The 22,524-nt window shown below is 44.9% G+C and carries 19 protein-coding genes and 1 pseudogene; 4 read left to right on the forward strand and 16 right to left on the reverse strand.

Annotated elements, in window-relative coordinates; genetic code table 11:
* Nucleotides 1-102: 102 nt before the first annotated feature.
* Nucleotides 103-597: a GNAT family N-acetyltransferase gene (locus tag AC5JR3_RS22630; protein ID WP_495848814.1), complete on the reverse strand. Its 495-nt coding sequence runs from the start codon at nt 595-597 to the stop codon at nt 103-105.
* Nucleotides 598-664: 67 nt separating this feature from the next.
* Between AC5JR3_RS22630 and AC5JR3_RS22635 the strand changes: the two genes are divergently transcribed.
* Nucleotides 665-2,056 carry an ArsB/NhaD family transporter gene (locus tag AC5JR3_RS22635; RefSeq protein WP_495848815.1) on the forward strand — a complete coding sequence of 464 codons (1,392 nt, stop codon included), beginning with the start codon at nt 665-667 and terminating at the stop codon, nt 2,054-2,056.
* Between the two features lie 22 nt (nt 2,057-2,078).
* On the opposite strand, the gene AC5JR3_RS22640 is transcribed toward AC5JR3_RS22635, so the two are convergent.
* The 6 genes from AC5JR3_RS22640 to AC5JR3_RS22665 all read right to left on the reverse strand — a co-directional run bounded on the left by AC5JR3_RS22640 (nt 2,079) and on the right by AC5JR3_RS22665 (nt 6,619).
* Nucleotides 2,079-2,258 (reverse strand): hypothetical protein, encoded by a 180-nt coding sequence (locus tag AC5JR3_RS22640; RefSeq protein ID WP_495848816.1) that lies wholly within the window; start codon nt 2,256-2,258, stop codon nt 2,079-2,081.
* A gap of 15 nt (nt 2,259-2,273) precedes the next feature.
* Nucleotides 2,274-2,417: a hypothetical protein gene (locus tag AC5JR3_RS22645; RefSeq protein WP_495848817.1), complete on the reverse strand. Its 144-nt coding sequence runs from the start codon at nt 2,415-2,417 to the stop codon at nt 2,274-2,276.
* A 134-nt stretch (nt 2,418-2,551) separates the two neighbouring features.
* The gene (locus tag AC5JR3_RS22650) at nt 2,552-2,977 is read right to left on the reverse strand and encodes a hypothetical protein (RefSeq protein ID WP_495848818.1); all 426 of its coding nucleotides are present in this window, start codon (nt 2,975-2,977) and stop codon (nt 2,552-2,554) included.
* A 35-nt stretch (nt 2,978-3,012) separates the two neighbouring features.
* Complete coding sequence (secF, locus tag AC5JR3_RS22655; protein ID WP_495848819.1) at nt 3,013-3,978, reverse strand: protein translocase subunit SecF; 966 nt, start codon at nt 3,976-3,978, stop codon at nt 3,013-3,015.
* Nucleotides 3,979-3,991: 13 nt separating this feature from the next.
* On the reverse strand, nt 3,992-5,395 hold the full coding sequence (gene secD, locus AC5JR3_RS22660) for a protein translocase subunit SecD (protein ID WP_495848820.1): 1,404 nt from the start codon (nt 5,393-5,395) through the stop codon (nt 3,992-3,994).
* 240 nt (nt 5,396-5,635) lie between these two features.
* Nucleotides 5,636-6,619 carry an alpha-ketoacid dehydrogenase subunit beta gene (locus AC5JR3_RS22665; protein WP_495848821.1) on the reverse strand — a complete coding sequence of 328 codons (984 nt, stop codon included), beginning with the start codon at nt 6,617-6,619 and terminating at the stop codon, nt 5,636-5,638.
* Nucleotides 6,620-6,958: 339 nt separating this feature from the next.
* On the opposite strand from AC5JR3_RS22665, the gene dnaK reads away from it, so the two are divergent.
* Both dnaK and AC5JR3_RS22675 read left to right on the forward strand, forming a co-directional pair.
* Nucleotides 6,959-8,998 (forward strand): molecular chaperone DnaK, encoded by a 2,040-nt coding sequence (dnaK, locus tag AC5JR3_RS22670; RefSeq protein WP_495848853.1) that lies wholly within the window; start codon nt 6,959-6,961, stop codon nt 8,996-8,998.
* Nucleotides 8,999-9,098: 100 nt separating this feature from the next.
* Entirely contained in the window at nt 9,099-10,094 is a 996-nt protein-coding gene (locus AC5JR3_RS22675; protein ID WP_495848822.1) for a DnaJ C-terminal domain-containing protein, read from the forward strand.
* Here AC5JR3_RS22675 and AC5JR3_RS22680 read toward each other — a convergent pair.
* The 9 genes and pseudogenes from AC5JR3_RS22680 to AC5JR3_RS22720 form a co-directional block, all read right to left on the reverse strand.
* A pseudogene (locus AC5JR3_RS22680) lies at nt 10,091-10,330 on the reverse strand (hypothetical protein); the annotation flags it as partial. The gene AC5JR3_RS22675 and the pseudogene AC5JR3_RS22680 overlap by 4 nt on opposite strands.
* A gap of 116 nt (nt 10,331-10,446) precedes the next feature.
* Nucleotides 10,447-12,840 (reverse strand): TIGR03986 family type III CRISPR-associated RAMP protein, encoded by a 2,394-nt coding sequence (locus AC5JR3_RS22685; protein WP_495848823.1) that lies wholly within the window; start codon nt 12,838-12,840, stop codon nt 10,447-10,449.
* Between the two features lie 51 nt (nt 12,841-12,891).
* Complete coding sequence (locus AC5JR3_RS22690; RefSeq protein WP_495848824.1) at nt 12,892-13,467, reverse strand: Uma2 family endonuclease; 576 nt, start codon at nt 13,465-13,467, stop codon at nt 12,892-12,894.
* Nucleotides 13,468-13,539: 72 nt separating this feature from the next.
* Nucleotides 13,540-14,118, reverse strand: coding sequence for a type III-D CRISPR-associated protein Csx19 (gene csx19 / locus AC5JR3_RS22695; RefSeq protein ID WP_495848825.1), 579 nt, complete (start codon nt 14,116-14,118; stop codon nt 13,540-13,542).
* A 48-nt stretch (nt 14,119-14,166) separates the two neighbouring features.
* Nucleotides 14,167-15,723: an RAMP superfamily CRISPR-associated protein gene (locus tag AC5JR3_RS22700; protein WP_495848826.1), complete on the reverse strand. Its 1,557-nt coding sequence runs from the start codon at nt 15,721-15,723 to the stop codon at nt 14,167-14,169.
* Nucleotides 15,723-17,306 (reverse strand): RAMP superfamily CRISPR-associated protein, encoded by a 1,584-nt coding sequence (locus AC5JR3_RS22705; protein ID WP_495848827.1) that lies wholly within the window; start codon nt 17,304-17,306, stop codon nt 15,723-15,725. The genes AC5JR3_RS22700 and AC5JR3_RS22705 overlap by 1 nt, the downstream gene beginning before the upstream one ends.
* Nucleotides 17,303-17,983, reverse strand: coding sequence for an RAMP superfamily CRISPR-associated protein (locus AC5JR3_RS22710; protein ID WP_495848828.1), 681 nt, complete (start codon nt 17,981-17,983; stop codon nt 17,303-17,305). The genes AC5JR3_RS22705 and AC5JR3_RS22710 overlap by 4 nt, the downstream gene beginning before the upstream one ends.
* The gene (locus AC5JR3_RS22715) at nt 17,934-19,631 is read right to left on the reverse strand and encodes a Cas10/Cmr2 second palm domain-containing protein (RefSeq protein WP_495848829.1); all 1,698 of its coding nucleotides are present in this window, start codon (nt 19,629-19,631) and stop codon (nt 17,934-17,936) included. Before AC5JR3_RS22715 ends, AC5JR3_RS22710 begins: the two co-directional genes overlap by 50 nt.
* Nucleotides 19,628-20,908 (reverse strand): PDDEXK family nuclease, encoded by a 1,281-nt coding sequence (locus tag AC5JR3_RS22720; protein ID WP_495848830.1) that lies wholly within the window; start codon nt 20,906-20,908, stop codon nt 19,628-19,630. Before AC5JR3_RS22720 ends, AC5JR3_RS22715 begins: the two co-directional genes overlap by 4 nt.
* A 184-nt stretch (nt 20,909-21,092) precedes the next feature.
* Between AC5JR3_RS22720 and AC5JR3_RS22725 the strand changes: the two genes are divergently transcribed.
* Nucleotides 21,093-22,511 carry a TIGR03985 family CRISPR-associated protein gene (locus tag AC5JR3_RS22725; protein ID WP_495848831.1) on the forward strand — a complete coding sequence of 473 codons (1,419 nt, stop codon included), beginning with the start codon at nt 21,093-21,095 and terminating at the stop codon, nt 22,509-22,511.
* Nucleotides 22,512-22,524: the final 13 nt, after the last annotated feature.

Raw genomic sequence — 22,524 nt, forward strand, 5'->3', positions numbered from 1 at the left:
TAATTTAAATCCTTGACAAAGGTATAGGAGGTGCGAGCGATCGCGCCTCTTTTTTTGGCGTCATACTAATCAGATTTTAGGAGCCTGTAGGAGTGCAGCATACTACTTCCCTAATTGCAACCCCAAAATCATTAAATCTTTCTCTATCCCATCTAGTTCGGCAATTTTAGGCAGATAGCCCCAGCATTGAAAATTATGCTTTTCTAATAACTGCAAGCTGGGTTTGTTATGGGCAAAAACAAAAGCAACTAGAGTATTAAGTTTCAGTCTTGGGCTTTGGTGAATTGCCTGTTGGAGCAATTGTTGCCCTACTCCGCAACGCTGGTAATGGGGAGAAACATAAATGCTAATTTCCGCTGTGGAGTGATAAGCGGGGCGTCCGTAAAAGGAGCGGAAACTCAACCAACCGACTATGTCTCCCTCTAACTCTGCTACCCAAAGCGGGCGGCTGTGGGGGTGATGCTCCTTATACCAGCTAAGGCGACTTTCCACTGATATCGTCTCAGTGTCGGCTGTTGCCATGCGACCTGGGATCGCCTCGTTGTAGATCTCTACGATCCTAGGGAGGTCAGTTTCAACCGCATCACGTAGATTCATAGGGGTGGCGTTAGTTTAAGATCAATTACCGACAGGCGTTCCTGAGCGCAGCTACATAAATGTCTGCTTGTGCAGATTAAATTGTGTCATTTTGGCGATCGCTATTTTTTTGCTAGTTCTAGTTCTCGTCATCTTGCAGCTCAGTTTGCAGCCGCAACGACACCGCATTGGCATGACCGCGATCGCTGGCGCAATCCTGGCGCTGTTTGCTGGCGTTGTAACGTGGCAAGACCTCCTCGCGGTTGGGGGACTAATTAGCAATGCCCTGCTGACGGTAACTGCCCTCACCCTTATTTCCCTAATTTTGGATAAAGCCGGGTTATTTCGCACTTCAGCGTTGCATATTGCCCGTTGGGGATTTGGACGGGGTCGGTTGCTGTTTCTCTTAATTGTGCTTTTAGGAGCAGCGATCGCGGCACTACTGACTAACTATGCTACGGCTTTGATCTGGACACCCATCGTCATCGAACTGCTGCTACTACTCAAGCTGCGCCCGATTACAGCCTTGGCATTTACCTTCATCACCAATTTCATTGCCGACGCTGCCAGTTTGGCATTTCCTGTAAGTAACCTCGTCAACCTGATCTCTGTTGACTATTTCAACATTTCCTTTTTGCGTTACAGCTTAGTGATGGTGCCAGTAAACGCGATCGCCATTATTGCCAGCTTAGGCGTTCTTTGGTTTTACTTCGACCGTTATCTCCCAAAAACCTACCGCCTTACCCCGCTACCACACCCCGATTTGGCAGTGCGAGATTCCCTGATCTGTCGTTGGGGCTTCACTATTCTAGGCTTGTTGCTCCTCAGCTACTTTTTACTAGAACCGCTCTCGCTGCGTCTTTCTACACCCTTCTTGCCTACCCCGAATCTCACCCTCTCCCTCCCTGTTGGCGTCATCGCTAGTATGGGAGCGCTGGTTCTACTGGCATTAGCCGGACGCTGGTTCCAACCGCAAGCAACGGTAGTTATCTCCCTTCCTCAGGTTTGGCGAGAGATCCCCTGGCAAGAGATTTTATTTAGTCTGGGAATTTATATCCTCGTTATTGGCGTACAGAAGGCACTCTTGTCTCTACCTCTGAGCCAGCTTTTAGAGGGATTGTCTCACTGGGGACTAACCTTTGCCATCACAGGAACTGGTTTCTTAGCCGCATTATTTTCTGCGACTATCAACAACCTACCCGCCATCCTCATCAATGCCCTAGCGATTCAAAACACCACTGGTATTGATCCGGCGATGCGAGAAGCAATGGTCTACGCCAATGTCATTGGCTGCAACATTGGAGCAAAAATCACTCCCCTCGGCAGCCTCTCAACCCTACTCTGGCTCAACGTCCTGATTCGTAAGGGATTATTCATGACTTGGGGTGAGTACCTTCGCCTCAGCATTTTCCTGACATTGCCAGTTTTGTTTATTACACTGCTGGGTTTAGCAATTTGGCTCCCTTGGCTAATTGCTTAATATTTCTGAGACAAATCACATTTCAGCAACCGAGTTCCATGTTTTCTATCGGCTCAGACAAGGCTTGTTGTCTTGCTTCTGGAGATGAGGCAGCAGCGGCTTCGACACGCTCTAGTACAGCTCTCGCCTCTTTGTCACCATTGTCAGCTTTCTGTTTGAGATAACGCTTCAGTTCATCAGCTAAAGTTGGGGAAATATACATAATATTGTCAGCTTTCTATTTGAGATAACGCTTTAGTTCGTCAGCTAAAGTTGGGGAAATGTATAGACAACGGCTGAGGTGAGCCACCATAAATAACCGTCGATGCTCACAGATTACCTGAAGTTTGAGGAATGCTGGAGTTTGTAATCGGTTAATCATCGCCGTACCTGAGTTAGCCCTCTCCCCCAACCCCTCTCTCAATGGGAGAAGGAGTTAGGGGTTGAGGGCAATCCTCTGACTTAGACTACAGTGAGCGATCTTAAGCCCGTTGCAGACCTAATTGATGACATGCCCTAGGGCTGGCAAATCCACTTCCACAAGGGATGGCTAGAGCCAGAGGCACGAATTCGTAGCACCTGTTTCTCTAGACGACGCTGCTCCTCGCGGGGCAGTCCCATTAATATGTTGCGGCTTTGCCACACTAGAACCGCCGCCGTCATGCCTACACATAGGGAGAAACCCAGAACTGGCAGATTGTTGAAGAAAATGCCATAGCGCAGGGCTGCCCAGGTGAAATGCGATCGCAACAACGAAAGCTCATAACGCCACCCCCACACACTCAAGGGAGCAACACTAATCCAGAGGATACCGACAATTAGCCACCGACTATAGACAGTCAGCTGGTGTAAGCGCTCGACTTGCGCCTTAAAGACGGGGTCTAACGCTATTTCTGGGGCATTTTTGGGCATTTCTGGGCGTTGTGGGTCTAGCCGATCCATGAGCAATTGAAAGTAACGTGGCAAACTGATCTCGGTTATACTTCATCAGACACTTTGGCGTCTGTTAAAGGGGCAGAATAAGCTCGACCATTACGCTCTCTCCACCAAGCGAGCATACTACTGGCAACAAAAATACTGGAGTAAGCCCCAGCAATGAAGCCAACAATTAACGCCAAGGCAAAATATTTCAGCGTCGCCCCACCAAATAAGAAGATTGCTACCAAACTGAGCATGGTAGTCAAAGTGGTATTGATTGACCGTGCCAGAGTTTGATTCACCGCATCATCGACCACTTGGTCAATGTGCTGTTCGGGATTAAGACTGAGTACCTCTCGTACCCGGTCGTAAATCACCACCGTATCGTTCACCGAAAACCCGATAATTGTCAGGAGGGCGACGACAAAGAGGCTATCGATTTCTACCCCCAGCACTAACCCCAAGAAGGAAAATAGTCCCAAGGTGACTAAAACATCGTGTAACAAGGCGACGAAGGCAAAGAGCGCATAGTCAAACTGGAAACGGAACGACAGATAAACGAGGATGCCGCCAAAGGACACCAAAAGCGCCAGTAACCCGGCAGAAAATAGCTGCCGCCCCAAAGTTGGGCCTACGGTGTCAATCTGCGTCGCTTTGGGGTTAAATGCACCGATTCTCTCTTCTAGGATGCCTTGTAACTCGGTGCGTTGCTCGACATCTAGGGTTTTGGTGCGAATTGTTAGGGCTTGGCGTTCATCTCCCAAAATTTGGATACTGCTGTTCCCCAATCCTTGAGTTGCCATGATATCCCGCACCTCTGCCAGGTCAATCGGTTGATCACAGTTTCCGGGTTGAGAGCAATCGAGTTCAACTTGCAGTCTGGTACCACCAACAAAATCCAAACCCAAACGCAGGGGTGTGCCGATGGTTGCCGTTGAGATGACCATGCTGATAATGCCAGCCAGAATCACAGCGGCAGAGATCGTCCACCAAAGCGATCGCTGTTTGATGATATTGAGTTTCATCTTGACTTCTCCACTATGATTTAGCTGTCGCTGGTAGATTGGGACAGAAGAGTTCTGGTTTCTGGCGCACTTTCGGGAAGCCCAAAACAGTTAGAAGCATAAATGTGCGGCTACAGGTGAGGGCAGTAAACATACTCACTACTACCCCAATCGCCAGTGTCAGAGCAAACCCCTTCACCAAGCCTGACCCTAACCAAAATAGTGCGGCACAAGCAATCAACGTTGTCACATTGCCATCCAAAATGCTAGAAAATGCTCGGTAAAAACCAGATTCAACGGAGCGATACAAAGTTCGTCCTGCTCTTAATTCTTCCCGCGTCCGCTCAAAAATCAGCACATTCGCATCTACTGCCATGCCGATACTGAGGATAAACCCGGCAATGCCTGGTAAGGTCAACGTGACACCCAAAAGCGCAAACGCCGCAAAGGTTAGCAAAGCGTAAATGAGTAACGATATATCAGCAATTACTCCTGGAAGCCGATAGTAGACTGCCATAAAGACCAACACCAAGATCAAACCACCAATCCCGGCATAGAGACTGCTGCGAATACTATCTCGTCCCAAGGTCGCACCAACCGTGCGGTTTTCCACGATTTCTACAGGCACAGGCAGCGCGCCGCCTCGGATTTGAACCGCCAAATCGTTTGCAGTTTCTGCTGTAAAGTTACCTGTAATGACTGCACTACCGCCCGTGATCCCATTGGCAGCAAATTCCGGCCCAACGGTGGGAGAGCTAATCAGGGTGTTGTCGAGGAAAACACCAATCGTGCGTCCTGTCCCTGCCAAGTCTTTTGTTAGTTGGGCAAATTTCTCACCGCCGTCACCATCAAAGCGAATCGCCACATCCCAGCGATTCCCAACTTGCGGTGGTTGAGCGCTAGCCTCTCTGAGGTTTTTGCCTGTTAAGCCAGCGCGCTCAAATAGTTCTAGAATCGCCTCGTTGCTGCGCTCAATGGCGGCTTGATTTTCCGCGATCGCTGATTCATTCCCACTCTGCCTCAGTTGCGCCTGCTTTTGCAGCAGTTCTTGCCGCACCTGCTGTTCAGCCAGAAACTGCCCTTCTGTACCCGGTGATTGCTTGCGAAACTCCAGTTGTGCCGTTCCACCCAAGACGCGTTCTGCCTGTCGTGGGTCATTTACTCCCGGCAACTGCACCAAAATTTGGTTAGAACCCACTGTTTGCACAACGGGTTCTGAGACTCCCAAACCATTGATCCGATTTTCTACAACCCGCAGCACCGCTTCTAATTCATTTTCGGTAATTTTTGGGATATCTTCTGTGGGTTGTACCTGGATGGTTAGCTGTGCCCCGCCCTGTAAGTCCAGTCCCAACTGAAGTGGAATTTTTACTAACACCACGATCGCCGCGATCGTGAGGACAAGAATTAAGGCTATTAACGAACGCTGTCTCTGCATAACTACAACTTGCCGCAACAAATGCTATGATAATCTGTTTTGACAAGCCTGGTAGGGATGGGGAGAAAGGATGAAGGGTGAAGGATGAAGTATGAAGGGTGAAGGATGAAGTGTGAAGGATGAAGTATGAAATATGAGGGGTAAGGAGTCAGAGCTAAGAGCGATCGCTTCTCCGGATGCTCCGGGTGCCCCCTGCGCCGCCGCTCCCTTGCCCCTCATCTCCTCCACTTCCCCAATCGCCTAAATCCGCAGTGCCACCATTTTTTGTACGGCTTCAACAATCTGGTGAGGTTGCACGATAGTTAGGTTTTCCAGCGCCCCGTTGTAAGGAGTGGGAATGTCCTGAGACGATAGCCGCATTACAGGTGCATCCAACTCATCAAACAACTGGTCATTAATCGAGGCGATTAATTCCGCTGCAATACCCCCCGTTTTCATACATTCCTCAACGATGATCACGCGATGGGTTTTGCGGATCGATTTGCCAATGGTTTCAAAGTCGAGGGGCTTGAGGGAAATCAAGTCAATGACTTCTGGATCTAGCCCCTCTTTCTCCAGTTGCTTCACCGCTTGCAGAGCGTGGTGACGCATCCGGGAATAAGTCAAGATTGTGACATCCTTCCCCTTCCGTACTACTTCTGCCTTGTCTAGGGGCACCAGATACTCCTGATTTGGCAAGTCTTCTTTTAGGTTGTACAGGAGGACATGTTCAAAGAACAAAACCGGGTTTTCGTCACGAATGGCTGACTTCAACAATCCTTTGGCGTTGTACGGGGTCGAACAGGCAACAATTTTTAGCCCTGGCACCGCCTGAAAATAGGCTTCAAGCCGCTGGGAGTGTTCTGCTCCCAACTGACGCCCAACTCCACCGGGGCCACGAATTACCATGGGGATTTTGAAGTTGCCGCCGGACGTGTAACGCAACATTCCAGCATTGTTAGCAATTTGGTTGAAAGCCAGGAGCAAAAAGCCCATGTTCATGCCTTCAATAATGGGTCGTAACCCTGTCATCGCGGCACCAACTGCCATACCCGTAAAGCTATTTTCAGCGATCGGCGTGTCAAGAACCCGCAGTTCACCATATTTTTTGTAGAGGTCTTTAGTGACTTTGTAAGAGCCGCCATAGTGACCAACGTCTTCTCCGAGTACAAACACGGAGTCGTCGCGAGCCATTTCTTCATCAATGGCTTCGCGTAGGGCGTTGAAGAAAAGTGTTTCTGCCATCAATACCTCATTCCTCTGCGGCAAATGTGATCGTATCATTGCCTATGCCGATCAATAGATATTACCGCTACAGGTAGCTACTTTGTTAGGGAGATCGGGAGATTAGCCATTAACAATGTGAATCCTGAACCATTGACAACTGAAGGCAGGCTGCGTCAGCAAGATAGAATAAATTCAGCAGACAAGATAAGGCTTGCAGTGTTGACGGTGGGGTTTTATTTATAACCGACGCTCTCTTGCAATGATGTTTGCTGCAAACTTTTCAACTACATGGACAAACGGTAGGTAAAGTAGTTAATCGAGTTGGTACCGATACGACAAGAGGAGACAAAAGCACGCATGGGCAAGGTAGTCGGCATTGACTTGGGGACAACAAACTCTGTGGTAGCTGTCATGGAGGGTGGCAAGCCGATTGTGATTGCCAATGCAGAAGGCACGCGCACCACACCCTCAGTCGTTGGCTTTAGTAAGGAAGGAGAACGCCTAGTCGGACAAATGGCACGGCGTCAAACTGTACTGAATCCGCAAAATACGTTTTATGGAGTCAAGCGGTTCATTGGACGCAAGTATGCGGAACTCTCGCCAGAGTCAAAGCGCGTCGCCTACACAGTTCGCCGCGATGAAAGTGGCAATGTAAAAATCCGCTGTCCCCGCTTGAAAAAGGAATTTGCTCCCGAAGAAGTTTCGGCAATGGTGCTGCAAAAGTTGGCAGCCGAAGCTAGCCGTTATTTAGGGCAGGATGTGACGGGCGCGGTGATTACAGTCCCTGCCTATTTTAATGATTCGCAGCGGCAAGCGACGAAAGACGCCGGACGGATTGCGGGTTTGGAGGTGTTGCGGATTCTCAATGAACCGACGGCGGCGGCGTTAGCCTACGGATTGGATCGGCGGGATAGTCAAACGCTTTTGGTCTTTGACTTGGGTGGTGGCACCTTTGATGTCTCCCTCTTGGAAGTGGGGGATGGTGTGTTTGAAGTGAAGGCGACTAGTGGAGATACCCAACTTGGGGGCAATGATTTTGACCGAAAAATTGTTGATTGGTTAGCCGAGCAGTTTTTGGAAACGGAAGGGATAGACCTCAGACGCGATCGCCAAGCCCTCCAGCGCCTCACGGAAGCCGCAGAGAAAGCCAAGATTGAGCTATCGGGTGTTGGTGTCACCGACATCAATTTGCCCTTTATTACGGCGACAGAAGACGGCCCAAAACACTTAGAAGCCCGCCTCACTCGCTCCCAATTTGAAGGCTTATGTGGCGACTTGGTGAGCCGTCTGCGGAGACCTGTAAAACGGGCACTTTCTGATTCGGGTTTAAGCCCTGTGCAAATTGATGAAGTGGTGCTAGTGGGTGGCTCGACCCGTATTCCCCTGGTGCAACAACTGGTGCGGAGCTTGATCGACAAGGAACCGAATCAAAATGTCAATCCCGATGAAGTGGTGGCAGTGGGAGCTGCGATTCAAGCTGGCATTCTCTCCAACGAAGTGAAAGATATCCTGCTTTTGGATGTGACGCCCTTGTCCTTGGGGCTAGAAACCATTGGCGGCGTGATGAAAAAGCTTATCCCCCGCAATACTACAATTCCGGTGCGGCGATCGGATACATTCTCAACCGCTGAAAATAATCAGACCTTGGTGGAAATTCACGTTCTCCAAGGCGAGCGAGAAATGGCGGCGGACAACAAGTCTCTGGGTCGGTTCAAGCTGACGGGAATTCCTCCCGCCCCTAGAGGGGTGCCACAGGTGCAGGTAGCGTTTGATATTGATGCTAATGGTATTTTGCAGGTGACTGCCGTAGACCGCACAACGGGTAGAGAGCAGAGTGTCACCATTCAAGAGGCATCGACCTTGAATGAATCGGAAGTGAATCGCATGATTCAGGAGGCGGAACAATATGCCCAGGTTGACCGAGAGCGCCGGGAACGGGTCGAAAAACGCAATCGTGCGGAAACCTTGGCAACCCAAGCCGAACGGCAACTTAAAGAAGTGGCGCTCGACTATGGTACGTCTTTTGCGATGGGTTATCGCCGTCGGATCGAGGCGCTTATCCAAGAACTGCGCGATAGTGTCGCTCGTAATGATGACCGGGCGATTGACCGGGCGCAATCTGACCTACAAGATGCCCTAGCAGAACTCAACCGTGAGGTGCGACTGCAATATAGTGACGAAGAGGATGATGATTTCTTTGGGTCGATCCGTCGCACTATTCTGGGAGATGATGACGATGACTTCTCGCGTCCGTCCTACCGCAATAATGACCCCTATCGCAGTGATGACCGTCGTCCAATGAGAGGTTATGATACCGATCGAGATTATGGTGGGCGGCGATCGCGTCCGGCTCCCTTACAAAATGACTGGGATGATGAGGATGACGACTGGTTCTAAACGTTGTTAGCGGTAGTTTTTAGTTTTTACCAGACAATATCTTCGTTCCAACTACTAACTAACAACTAATAACTACCAACTATCGATTTTATCAACTGCTATGCAAAACTTTCGGGACTATTACGCGATTTTAGGTGTACCTACCGATGCCACGGCGGAGGAGATTAAGAAGGTCTATCGGCGGCTGGCGCGGCAATATCACCCGGATCTCAATCCCAATGACAAGATAGCAGAGGAAAGGTTTAAGGATATCGGAGAAGCTTACGAAGTCCTCTTTGATCCAAATCGGCGATCGCAGTACGATCAGTTGAGCCGCTTCTGGAAAAAGAAACGATTTACTCGCAAAGCCGATAAAGCACGCAGTTTTAGAACTAGCGATCGCAACGGCAACGGTCGCAGTTCTACCCAAGAACTTGACTATGGTGAGGTCAAAGACTTCAACACCTTTGTTGAACAACTCCTGGGAAATCGTCCCCCATCTCGTGGCACCACCACCACAGAACGTCCCGGCGCTCGCGTAGATTCCTCAGATGCCTTTCGCCCGGGGAAAACCAGAACCGCTTATACTGTCAGTTCTGAGCCACGGCGAGATGTAGAAGCCAGACTGACGCTCCCCTTAGAAAAAGCCTATACAGGAGGGCGAGAACGCATTCGCCTAGAAGATGGTCGCTCCCTAGAAGTCGATATGCCTCCGGGGATGGTGACAGACCAACGAGTGCGCCTCAAAGGTCAAGGCACAGGTGGCGGCAACTTATACTTGAAAATTACTGTCGCCCCTCACCCGTTTTTTAAAGTAGAAGGCTCAGATATTGCCTGTCAGTTGCCCCTGACTCCCAGCGAGGCAGCACTGGGGGTACCTGTAGAAGTGCCAACCCTTGACGGTCGCGTGAAAATGTCTATTCCCAGTGGTGTCAAGTCAGGTCAGCGACTACGCCTTGCTGGGAAGGGCTATCCCAATAACACAGGGAATCGGGGCGACCAATTGGTTGAAATTCAGATTGTTATTCCCAAGGAACTCAATCCGCAAGCCAGAGAGCTTTATGAGAAGTTGCTAAGAGTAGAAAACTTCAATCCTCGTGCAGATTTGCCTGTTTAGTTAAGAATTTGGCAGGCGATTTTTTCATCGAGTTGCACTTCGCACTGCTGGAAAATATAGTTAACAGCGGCAAAAAATTTATCGAGTTCCTGAATGCTGTAAAGGGTAATATTTCGGGTAAAAGTATCAGCTTTCAGCTTACCGAATTGCCAGATTGCTCCGTTAGAAACAATCCCGAAAACAATCATTTGCGGGTTTTCATTCAGTCGTTGCGCGGCAATCATTTCCGCTAGGCACGATTAAGCGTTCAATACTTTGTAGGTTGAGTTGTGGTTAGGGTTAGCCTACTATCAATTATCACTGTAATTGCTTGGAGCTAGACGGAGCGATCGCTCTTTCCCTAGAAAGCGGCTCAATCCACACACTTAAGACGTTTAATACTCCCATCTTCTCTCAATACAGAAATTTTTACCTGAACTATCTGCCCAATGGATAGAGTTTCGTACTTCTTAGGTTCTTTTTGGGTTAACTTCTGGCTAGTTGTAATTATTTCGTAAGTGACCTGTTTCCCTTGTTCTTTTTTGTTAGTCACTTTCGCTTCTATAATTTGTCCTTCTTTTAATTGCTGTTTACTCACAAGCTCGGAAATTTCCGCTTGCCGTGCTGACTCCTGACTTTGGGTAGCTTGTTTACGGGTAATCCCTTCTTTTCTGTTTGGGGATGACGAAGCCGAAAGGCTGTGCCTGCGATTATCAGGTATACCCATCACTTGCAGTGGTGTTGGCAGTACGGGGCGATTTACATATTCTTTTTTTTCAATTGTCATGTACCGCGTTTGTTCTTCATCCAGTTTAGGATCGCAACGCAACATCGCTAACAGCATCTCGATCCGTGGCACTTCCTTCAAACTGTTAGCTCTACGCCCGTCTGGGTGATCGTCCTCGCTAATGCCTTTCTTTTGATCAAGTATGAAGTTTTCAAAAGCTTTCACACAATCGGCTTCTTCTGTGTTTACGTTGTTTCGTTCGGCAGTATGCCAGAGATTGCCGTCAAATAATTTTTTGTAGCGTTCAGTGCGATCACTCAAATGCAATTCATAGTCAATTTTCACCGCGCCCATCCCCAATGGCTTACCCATACCCAGAGAAAAACAGTATTCTTCACCCTGTTTACCAGTTTCGAGTGTTTGTGACTTCTCACTGCTAAGACTCAACACCCACAACAGCGCACCTAGCTCAACCTTACTCAGGTTTTCAAATTGGATAGTAAAAGTAAATTTAATCCCTGAATCAATCGGTTTAATCAGACTCGTTTGGGTATCTGATGCGTCATCGGTAACTTCAATTCGAGCAGGTTTATGCCAGTAAAGTTTATGCCCTCGAATAACTGTTTTTCCCGGTTCTGTATCGCTTGGTGGTTTACTAGCATAATGCTTGAGTTGACTTTTATCAGCCATCTTTTGAACTAGATAATGCTGGAATGTAGTAGGTTTCGGACTCGAAAGAAGAATTTTTTCAGGTGTTTTTTCCTGGCTTGCTTGTACTTTTTTCTCTTGATTTGACTTGAGTATCCCATCGCTAACAAAGACTCGACCTGCTCGACTTTGTTCTGTTTCATCAGGTTGCTGCTCACGTCTGACAAAACCAAAAATAGCTTCAGCCACATCAGTAATTGCTGGCTTGTCTTTAGAATCTTTCAGGAAATCAGGAATGAAATCTCTTGCTGTTGAAGCTTTTCCATTGCCTTGGGGCGAATAAGGAATCCGAAAATTAGGACTTTGACCAAATAGAGTTACTGGTTGTCCAGGCTCAGGTTGACAGTAGAATATACAACGACCATTTTTGAAAACACCCTTATTTTCATCGAATGGCGGTTCTTGTTTCTGGAAAGGAGTTAATGCACTACAATAGTCCAAAATAGCATCTTCATTTATGGGGATAGGTTGAGCATCCGGGTTTGGTTCTCGGACAATGCAGTGATTCTGACGTTTGAGATCGCGTGGATTAGTTCCTCCTTCGAGCATATTTCCGCTAGTTACAACAACTCCTTTATATTGATAGGTTGTACAATTACTGCTAACTTCCCCAGCAAAACGGCGAGCGTTTTTTGTGTAGATATCTTGAAAACTAATATTGATAAAATATTGAGGTCGATACTCAGGTAGATTACTCATTGGGATAAACGCAGAGATTGAGTGTAACCTATCTTCTTTTACCCATACAAATGACTCTTTATCAATAGGCATAGCGGGACGAATAAACCACTTATCTTGTTTATTGACTAAGTAACCTGCTTCAATATTTTTAGGCTTGATATATTTCTTATATTCGTCCTTCAAGGGATTGTCTGCTTCAGCAGCAACTGCTCGAAAGAAAAAATGTTGTTGATCTGAAACACGATCAATTTTTCCAAAACTAACAATTTCAACCAGCAATCGCAGCATTCCTCGTATGTTACTACCAGGAACTATCTGTTTCTGAGTAGCTGGGTTTATAAAAAAGTTAGCCCTTTTATGCTTTATCTCGTCTGATAAGTCTTTAAAAGCTTTTTCACTATGTTCTGCAAAATCATCTGGATTCCAACCACAACGAGTATAAAGTGGAGATTCAGAAGTTAAGGTGCATTCAATTTTACCAGTGTAGCGATTTGAATGATAGCGATCGCCACTCGGTAACGGTTGCTCTGCTTCAACAACTTTATTAGGAAGTTCAACAAAATTATAAGGTGCAACTGCACGACGTGGAATATCTTTTCCTTTATCATCTTTAATAAACTTTGGTACGGCATTAATATGTTTAGGGTTCATGGTTCAATCTCCTTATAATTTAATAAACTTACTTAATACCTATTTCCCTTCTCACTCTTGCTCAAAGCTAACCCCTTCGTATAAAAGTTCAATAGGAGACTCAAATTCAATACATTCTAAAGCGATCGCCTCCCCAGCTTCATACTCATAGTAATGCCACATTTTGCCTTCCCCTCGTTGATAAACCTCAACTGATATTTTTTCTGAATCAACTAAGACGTATTCTTGCAAGGTTGGAATCTGGCGATAATATTTAAGTTTTTTCGTGCGATCGTAACTTTCTGTACCAGGAGAAAGAACCTCAACAATGAGTTTAGGATGTTGAATAAAGTCGCGGGCTTTCAAGTCATCAGGATCGCAAGTGACAACTAAATCAGGATAGAAATAGCGACTATTTTTACTAGCTTGAACTTTCACATCTGACACATTAACTCGACAGCCCCTATTACGCAAATGAGGTCTTAGTGCAGTATAGAAGTTGAGAGCAATGTCATTATGAGGAAGAGTACCTCCAGTCATAGCCAAAATTTCGCCGTCAATATATTCATGGCGAAGTTCTTGCTTTGCTTCCCATACTAGGTATTCTTCAGCCGTCATTTTTTGATGGTATTGAGGATTAGCCATCATAATTTGTTCCTTAATGTAATCTACTCCTATTTTAATAAGTGCTTTTGGAATTCTAAGGTTCGTTACTAAAATCTACTTTTTCGGGTGAGAATATAAATTAACCAGACGACTCAGATAAATTCTTGCTACACCACTCTCATCACAATAATCAATATAATGATGAACCTTTAAACGTAAGGGACGGTAATCTTTAGTTGGAAAATTGATCTCAGTTAAAGGTACAGCATGTTTTAATCCTTGAGAACCATCTGAAACTAAAGTAAAACCATTTTTAGGTTCTAATTCTGGTTTTGTTCCCCAAAGAATTTGGTTTTCGGTAATATAGTCATTTTTTGACAAATGTCCATCTTCAATCGAACGTGCTTTCCAGTTTTGACCGACCTTCCAAAGCATAACTTCAGCATTTTCACCAAAGATTCGGCATTGTTGGAGAGTGCAAAGGCGCAATTCAGCAAACTGAGGAAATACATCTCTAGATGTCACTAACTCGTAATCATCGTCTCTAAGTTCACCCCAAATTACACCATCATCAGCATGAGCTAATAGATATCTCAATCTTTTGTCTTTAGCATTTTTCTGTATCCATTTTGACAAATCAGACTTAACACTATTAACTGATGTTTCAGTACATATTGGTTTAGTTATTGTCATGTTCATCAAATATCATTCCAGTTTGGATAATTTCAGCGATCGCTATATTCAGGCTGCTGTCTTCTTATCGGAGCCAGCATTAGAAATGGACGCAGAATAATCAACTAATGCTTTTACAAAATCTCCTAGTTTTTCAGGATGACTGATACGCAGACTGTTATCGCATTGCTGATGAATTACCCATTCTTGTGATTTTCCTGATTCGTAGCAAGTCATCTTTGCATAAGTTCCCTTCAACCTTCCTCGTCCAATACTACTTTCACCCCCAACGGGTAAATCACTCGTCCACAAGTCTTTGAGCAGTAGAAGTAGTAATCCAATTTCATACTCTTCTGGCTTGCGTAACTCTAATTCAATAGTCACACGAGTGTCATTACCACCAAATATAGGTTGTTCGTCAAATAATGCACCGTGATATGCACCTCCTGTAAAACGGTCGATCGCAATCCGATTTTGTACTAAGTCAGTTGCCTCTTTGATAACTGTCTCGTGGACAACTAAACGACTTGCTTTAGCATCTGGCTTTTTCTTAGCTTCATTAGCTTCTGGCTGTTTCGATGCTTTTTTGTCTGAAACAAAGCCAAATATATCATTTACTATTTCTTGAGTAATATGTTGATTAACTTCATGCAAAGTATTCACTATGCGCTCTGCTCGATGGCGCAATACCCCAGCTAAACTCGTACCGGATAAAACTGGTTCTGCATCTGTTTTACCTGATCTATGAGATTTCAAATGCACAACATCAGGAGCGCGTCCAGTAGAATCTTGACCGGAACGAATTAGGAGAGAACCAACTAATTGAAATGTGGCGTGAAGGATGAAGTGATCGCGCTTATCTTCTCCATTTATATCTAGCTGAATTCCTAATGCTTCTGTAATTGATGTATGTACGTTAAATATAGGTATAAAACCTGTACGCCAATGTTCAAAGTTTAACCATAAATTTCTGTCGCCTGCATCTTCTAGATTAAAATTCCAAACCTGCCACTCTTTTACATGACAGCGACCAAAACCGCGCCGCTTTTTCATGCCCATGCCAATTTCGCCAAGCTCTAAGCCTCGTAAAGCTAATGCTAGTGATTTTGCTAGCCTATCTTCATAATTTTGCTGTTCTCTGGGGTCTTGTTTCTGCTCTATCAGTAATTCAAAACAGAGAAGAAATTCAGTTCCGGCAGCTAATAGCTCTAAGTCGTATTTCTGACCTTTTTTGGCTGTACCCGTTGTTCCTTCAATTTCTACTCCATCTCTCAATTCCACCGTTGGTATCTTGCTGCTGATGGCATCATTCACAATTAATGGACTTTGTTCACCATCATCAACACGGCGGATTCCACCAAATAAGACACTAGCGCAATCGAACTCTTGTTCACTTGTACCATACCCATGCTCATACTCGCGCAAGTAATTTCGCAAAGCACCTGCAATGGATGAACCAGTCAAAAGAGCATGGTCACTAATACTATCTCTGAGTAATGCTAAATCAGTTGGACTATCTGCATCACCACTTCCTAGACAAGTAGGAGTATCTAAAATTAATGTGCCTCGTACAAGGATGCGTTTAGCAATAGGGCGTTGGTGGCGGTTTAGGCGCTCAAGACTCATTAGTTTCTCTCCTTAGTTGCCTTCTTCGCCACTGCCATAATTAGCCGTAGCGTATACTTTTCAGCTAACTTATCTTGTCGGGCGCGATCATCATCAAATTTTCGGTCTATATCAGCAATTTTGACTTCTATGCCCTTAATCCAATCTGTCGGGTTAAGCAACCACTCATCAAGCTGTTGCTTAAAAGATTTTTTAGGATTTTCATTACTAATCTTTGTCCGTTCAAACTGATTACGGGCATTGGATGGTAAGTTATTTAGCAGCGAGATAACTAAATTACAATCTCCGTTGGAAAGTGCTTGTCGTGCAACAGATTGTAATCGTGATAATTGGCTGGTACTAATGCCTTCATCCAAACTTAAATATCCAACCTGTTTTTGAAGATATTGTTCTAGCTTTTGTTCCAACAATCTTTGTGCCATCTGTTCAGCCAAAAGCCGCGAGCCTTCGCTTCTTAACGGAGGCAAGCTAGAGGTACTAGATGACTTGGCTAATTTTACTTTAATATGTTCATTTTTTAGCCAATTAATAGCAATTCGTCCAAAACCATCTTCTCTTCTCTCTCCAATTCCGCAAGCTTCAAGTAGCTGAATTCGTTCTGAAGTAATCTCAATATCTTCACTTTCAAAAACAATCACACTCCCTGCTGCTAAGGCTGGAACTTGAGGTAAAGGCAATCCCCATTTGCGGTTAAAGCCACCGATTAGAGTACTGCTAGTAAAAACACCTCTCGGCTTAGGTTGAGGCAAGGTTATATTTAACACATCCTCAATTTCTTGTTTAATTAAAGTTGGATCGGCTATAGGTTGACCTTGTTTGTTTCTTAACAACGTATCGCTGAGAAGGGTAACGCTTAAAATTTCATCATTTTCTCGGTCTTCTGCTGAAATTCCTATTTCATTCCAATTATCGCTAGATAGTTTTATTGCAATAATTTTAGTGTGTCCGTATCCAGCACTTTGAGAACCTCCTAACCAGATATTGGGTTCGCTTAATAAATTCTGAATCGTTTCTACATCGTCATCTTCACAAAGGATGACAGCTTGAAAGATTTGTCCTGCATCTAAAGCATCATAGCGGAATAGTTCACCTTGGCTATTTGTAGAACGTCCTTTTTTGCGAGCGCGAAAATTATGAATATTAATTCGTCGCTTCTCTTTGTATAACTTTACAATTCCTCCTTCCTTTGACCAGAAGTATTCACCAACAGCCTTTGGGGTTTCGGGATTTTCTCCTTTATCAATACTGAAATCATATACAGTTATAGGTAAATTATCACTAAGTTCTTCATCCTTATCCTTGAACCAAGACTTAGGTACAGGCAAACTACGTTTATTTTCCTGGCTCAAAAGATAAGCATTTAAGTAGCGAGTACTTTTGGCATCAAAGAAAAGTCGCTTCACTTCATCATTGGTTAAATCAAGTTCTGGCAAGTTATGCTGTCTCATATAACGCCCAATAATTGCGCCGCGAATCATGGTGCCAGGAATATAAGGATATGACACATCGCTGTTTGGATCGCCTTGAAATGAAGTAGCGAGAAGTGGTTGCTGAGTTTCTAATGTCAAAGTAATTGCTTTCATGCAACTTTTTCCTTAATCTCTTTCCCAAAATGGTTCATATATTGATGGGTAATGTCATTTCCTTCTGAATTGTGTAGCGTACATTTAACATGACCACGACCCCGATTCCGTCCACTACCCAAGCGTCGGAGTGCCATAGCGCCAACAGCTAAAAGCGATAGCATTTCATCATTTGGGATTTCCTCAAAAATTAAGTCAGCAGTGAAACAAAGGTCACGCAAAACAACACGATATGAACGCAAACTTCCCTCATCCGGTGTACCAGATTCTGGGTTTATTGCAGTCTGACGCCGGATAGTCGTCAAAGAATCAAGTACTTCTGTTTTTGTTAAAGTTTCATCCTGAATCTGGAAGGCAACGGTTTGACGCAAATCATCTGGTAAATAAGCATCTCCCACATGAACTGCTGCCATTGTTCCAATGGTGCTACCAAGCGTACCGAACAATTTACAAGCAACCTCCTCCCAATCCCGTTTATGATGAGAAAGTACAGCGATTAAGTTATCGCATTCTTCACTCAGTAATCCCTTGAGAGTACGCCCCCGCAAGTAGGGAAAGCCATAAACATCATGCTCTACTTCTTGGTCAATTAAACCTGCTACCCCATCCCCACGTCCAAAGGTGGTATCACTCAGCAGTTTGATTGTCAGTTTGTATTTCACTTGGCAAATCGGCATCTGATTCTTCTTTAAGTGATATATAAAATTCCATTGCTTCAATGGCATCAAAGTAACCACAAATGCCATTCAGCCAACCTTTTTTAGCTAAGTCTTTACTTTGACCGCTAAATTCGGGAAATATTGGTAGTTGCTCATCTTTTATTTTGTAATTTCTCAGAAACTCTTGAGTTGCTTTAATGCCTTGACGCAGCACTTCCCGTAAAGCAATAACCTTATTACGACGACCTTTCCACTCCTCATCTTCGTTAAAATGTTTGACTACTTTTGTGAAAGCTTCCCAAGTCCGCCAATCACTATCTTGCTCTTTTCTCAAACTAACAGGTCGCATTTCTAGTGAGACAAGTTCCTTGAAATCAGGAATTTTTACGCGATATTCGCGATCGCGAATTTCTCCAATCGACCCGCTTAAACCACTTGCTGCCAAATGCCAATCCAAAGCTGAGAAATCTTTTTTATCTTCATCTTTGACAAACTTTTTAGCTTTTTGACATAAGTCGTCACTTAGTTGGTAAGCCCTTGCAAAGGGATAATGAGTTTTAACAACGCAAATTCCCGCACAAGCTTTAATTAGCTTACCGTCTGCAATTGGCTGTTTTTCAAGTTCTTCGAGATAAATTGCTGCTAGTTCTAATCCTAAGCGTCCATCACAAACGAAGGTAACATCATCACCGCCATAGACGAGAGGGCGGAAAGGTAAGTAATTATCTTTTATTTCAAACTGACCCTTGACCTTTCTCTTCCCATCTTTATCTATCTCAATAGATTTAACCAGTATATCTACCACGTTTTTAAGTGCTGTAATACCAGCCTGATTAACGCTATGGGACAGTTTACGCATAGCGATAATGTAGTCTCGGTTAGACAGATGTTCGCCAAACTCTTGAAATCGTTTACCCATGCCATTACCATCAGCATGAATCACAGCAGCATAGCTGGAATCCCCTTCTGAACGACCCATTTTGTCGGTTCTCATGGAAAATTCGTAGGAACCTAAAGAAGTAGCAAACATCTCTTGCAGCTTATCATTAGCTTTACGATTACGAACAACTTCGAGTTTTGCATCAATTTCTCTAGAAATTAGATAAGGCTCGTCATCTTCAAATTTCTCGCTCATCCCTACAGCAACCAATTGAGTCGATCTGCAAGTTGCTGTTACACCTAAACCTAGCAATGGTGCAGAGGATATCCTACTTCGCTTTTTGACATCCAAGTCATTTTTCATCAAATCCCGAACAACATCATAGAGAGATTGATTATCCCAATCAAACTCTTTATGGACTGCTATAAGATTGATACCCGGTGCTTCTTCTAAGATTCGCTTACTCAAAATCTGAGTAAATTGCACAGCATATTGCTTGTCTGAAAAAAGCAATACTGTATTACCACCACCTGCATAAACTAACTCAGCAGCTAGTCCATCATCTTCGATGCGCGGTTTTGCATCTGGTTGATGTTTTTCAGGATTGAAGGCATAAAGTTCTTGCTTAATATCTATTTTCAACTTCTCTAAAGCCTCTCTCGCCCAGTTATCTGTTGCCTGAGAAACTAGGTAAGATGCACCAATATTTTCGCGTAGGCGGTTACTGCCGAAAATGTAGGGTTGAATTCCGGTTGTGTCTAGTACGGTAACCGTGATTTTTCTCATCTTGCATCCTTATCAGTTTGTTTAATCCATTCTTCAATCCTTTTAGACAAATCCATTAAATCTTCCCGTCCAAAAACCGCAATCTTTTTGTCGTCTAGCAATGCCATCTCAGCTTTGAGTGTATTTGGTTCGTTAGTACAACAAATTAAAGCAACTCTCGCTTCATCGCCGCCCATTTGCCGTGCCCGTAAGTAAGCTTCAAACAGCTTAAGTTTGCATAATTCTCTTTTGCTAGCTGTTGAGACTGAAATGGCGAAAAGCTGATATCCTCTTGTAAACGCCACATCAAATTCAAATCCCTGTTGAGTTCCTGGGAGAGGCACTTTAAAATTAAGTCCGTAGTCTTTGATAGAGTTTTGTTCAGCAATATTTTTGACTTGATGCAAAACATGATGCTCTAACCAAAAACCATCAAGGTGTTTACAAAAATACTTAATTTCTTTAAAAACAGGCTCCTGTTTTATAGTTTTTAATTGTTGTACTGCTTGCAACGAAAGTTTACCATCTGAACCAATTAAGTTTTCTTGCTTAAACTCAGTCTCAACTTCTGGTGGTAGTTTTTCTACTGATATCGATAATTCAGCTAATTTTGTCGGGCTTTTCCAATCATCCCAGTTCCCATTTTTTTTCTTACGAGCTTCTTCACAAAAAACGTTGAAGTACCAATCAAACCACTGTTTTGCCTTATTCTCATCATTAAATACTTGGGCGAGTGCTGTGGCTAATTTGGGTAATTGCGCTTCTCGTGTGGGTTGTCCGTTTAACTTTAAACAGTGAAGTTCAAAAAGCTCTACAAGTTTGACTTCCAGCAATTCTGGCTTGACTTTAAGGGGGATGCGATCGCCATTTTCCCTGTCTATGCACATCTCTAGCTTGCGTGGATCAAGATAGCTAAAAACAGTGTTGGGATGCTCTTTGCTGAAAACAGCTCTGTAAGCGTGTACAGCCATCGCCTTGGTGCCACCCGTGTAATTCAATCCAATTTCTCTAACTTTGATTGCTTCTAGTTTTGGACGAATCGCCTCTTTAATGTGATAAGCATCGGATTCGTAATCATTAAGTGGCACAAGTTGAGCCGTCTCTAAGCCAATTGGTTCGTTACTCAATATTGTTTGCAAACGTTTTGCTGTATCTTTTGTACCCGTTGTATACACCAGATAGGGCGTACCACCCTTGTTTAATAAAAGTCTGGCGGCTACATAATTAGGCAACGGATTTTCACCAATGAGCAAAAAGAGGTGATCGACTTTGTACTTATCAAACTCAGATGTATTCATATTTTCTGGCGTTTAAAGCGTGTATGAAATTCCTGCTGCTCTAGGAAATGCGATCGCCCCCTCCAGTTACAGGCAGTAACTTTATCCGTCTCCTGCAAATCCCACCCCAATATGGCACACCATCGGAAATACCCCCTTCCGATGCTTGATACGCTATAAGGCACACCTTAGATTTACAGAACCGATGGCGGATGTACTCTTTCACAATCCCCCGCACCCCAAGCTCCTACAACAGTTAGCCAAAGGACTTCTAGAACAAAAGCACCATCTTACCCGTGCTGTCAGACTATGGGCTTTGCTACGCTGGCTCTACGGCGATAAAGGATACACAGCTCTGCCCGACTGCTTCACCTATGCCGATTGGCGTCAGGCTTTCTTCAGCGAAACACACCAGGATGAAAAGCGGGAAGACGTTTTCAGCCATCAAGACCCCAACTGCACCTGCACTAAAACAACATCTCAATGGCTCCATGAGCTAGATATACCTGTAGATGAATGGCAACAGTCTTTGCAAAAACAAATCCCTATCTCCGACTCTGACTTAAAGGACTTCCTGCAAGAACGGCTATTTGCCCAAGTCCGCAAATCGCTTCAGAGCGACCTCGACTTACTCGTTACTTGGGGCTGGCTCCAGCGAGTACCTAGCCAGACTGGCAGGAGCAAGCACTACCGCCGAGTCGAAGTACTGCCCATTTCCCATAAACTAGAAAACCTTGAGTCCGAAGGCAGCCTAACAACCAAAGAACAAGTTTATGTAGCTGAAACACTGGAAATGCTTGGGTTTCTCGACCCCAATATCCCTCTATTAGCTGAACAAATTTCTGAACAGCCCCACGAAGATACTCGTCGCGTCTTTTTGTACGTTGACTACTTGGTGCCAGAGTCTACTCAAAAGCAAGATGATGTCGATCAGCTCCAGGGGGAATTGCAGGAAATTTGGGACTCCGGACAAATTCAGCCTCTGCTGCTGACCTATCACAGCGCTCATCTCGGTCTGGTTAAAGAGTGCGTTGTCTATCCCGTCTGCATCTATTACATGGAACGGGCAAAATACCTGTGTGCCTATGGCAGCACTCCCAACGGTGAAATCAACTGGCACAATTATCGCCTCGATCGAATTTGCTCGAAACGTCTAGTGACATTGGACTGGGAAGACCCGCGTGTACCTCAGTTATTGCGGGAGAAATACGAAGACGGGCAACTCCCAACCCAAAAGACAGTCCAGACGAAGCTGAAACAAGCTTGGGGTTTTGACTTCTATAAACCATCAGCCCTGATGCTACTGCGGTTTAACCAGAAATTTCACGATCGCTATATCCGAGGGACTTTCCTGCATCACACCTTTGAACCCGTGGACTACCAGCAAGCAGCCAGCCTAATCAAACAGCACACCCAAAACCCAGAACAGCGACAATCTCTATTAGAAATTCTCCAGTCTCGCTCTCCCGCCGATGCCTACTACCAAGCCAAATACCGCGTTACAGACTACCACGTCCTCAGGCGATTGCGGGCTTTAGGTTCAGAAGTAGAAGTCCTGCTACCTTGGGACTTACGGCAGCAGATGGCTCTGGATATCCAAAACATATGGCAGCAATACAAATAATAGCCCCTGCCCA

This window comes from Kastovskya adunca (genome assembly GCF_059505785.1).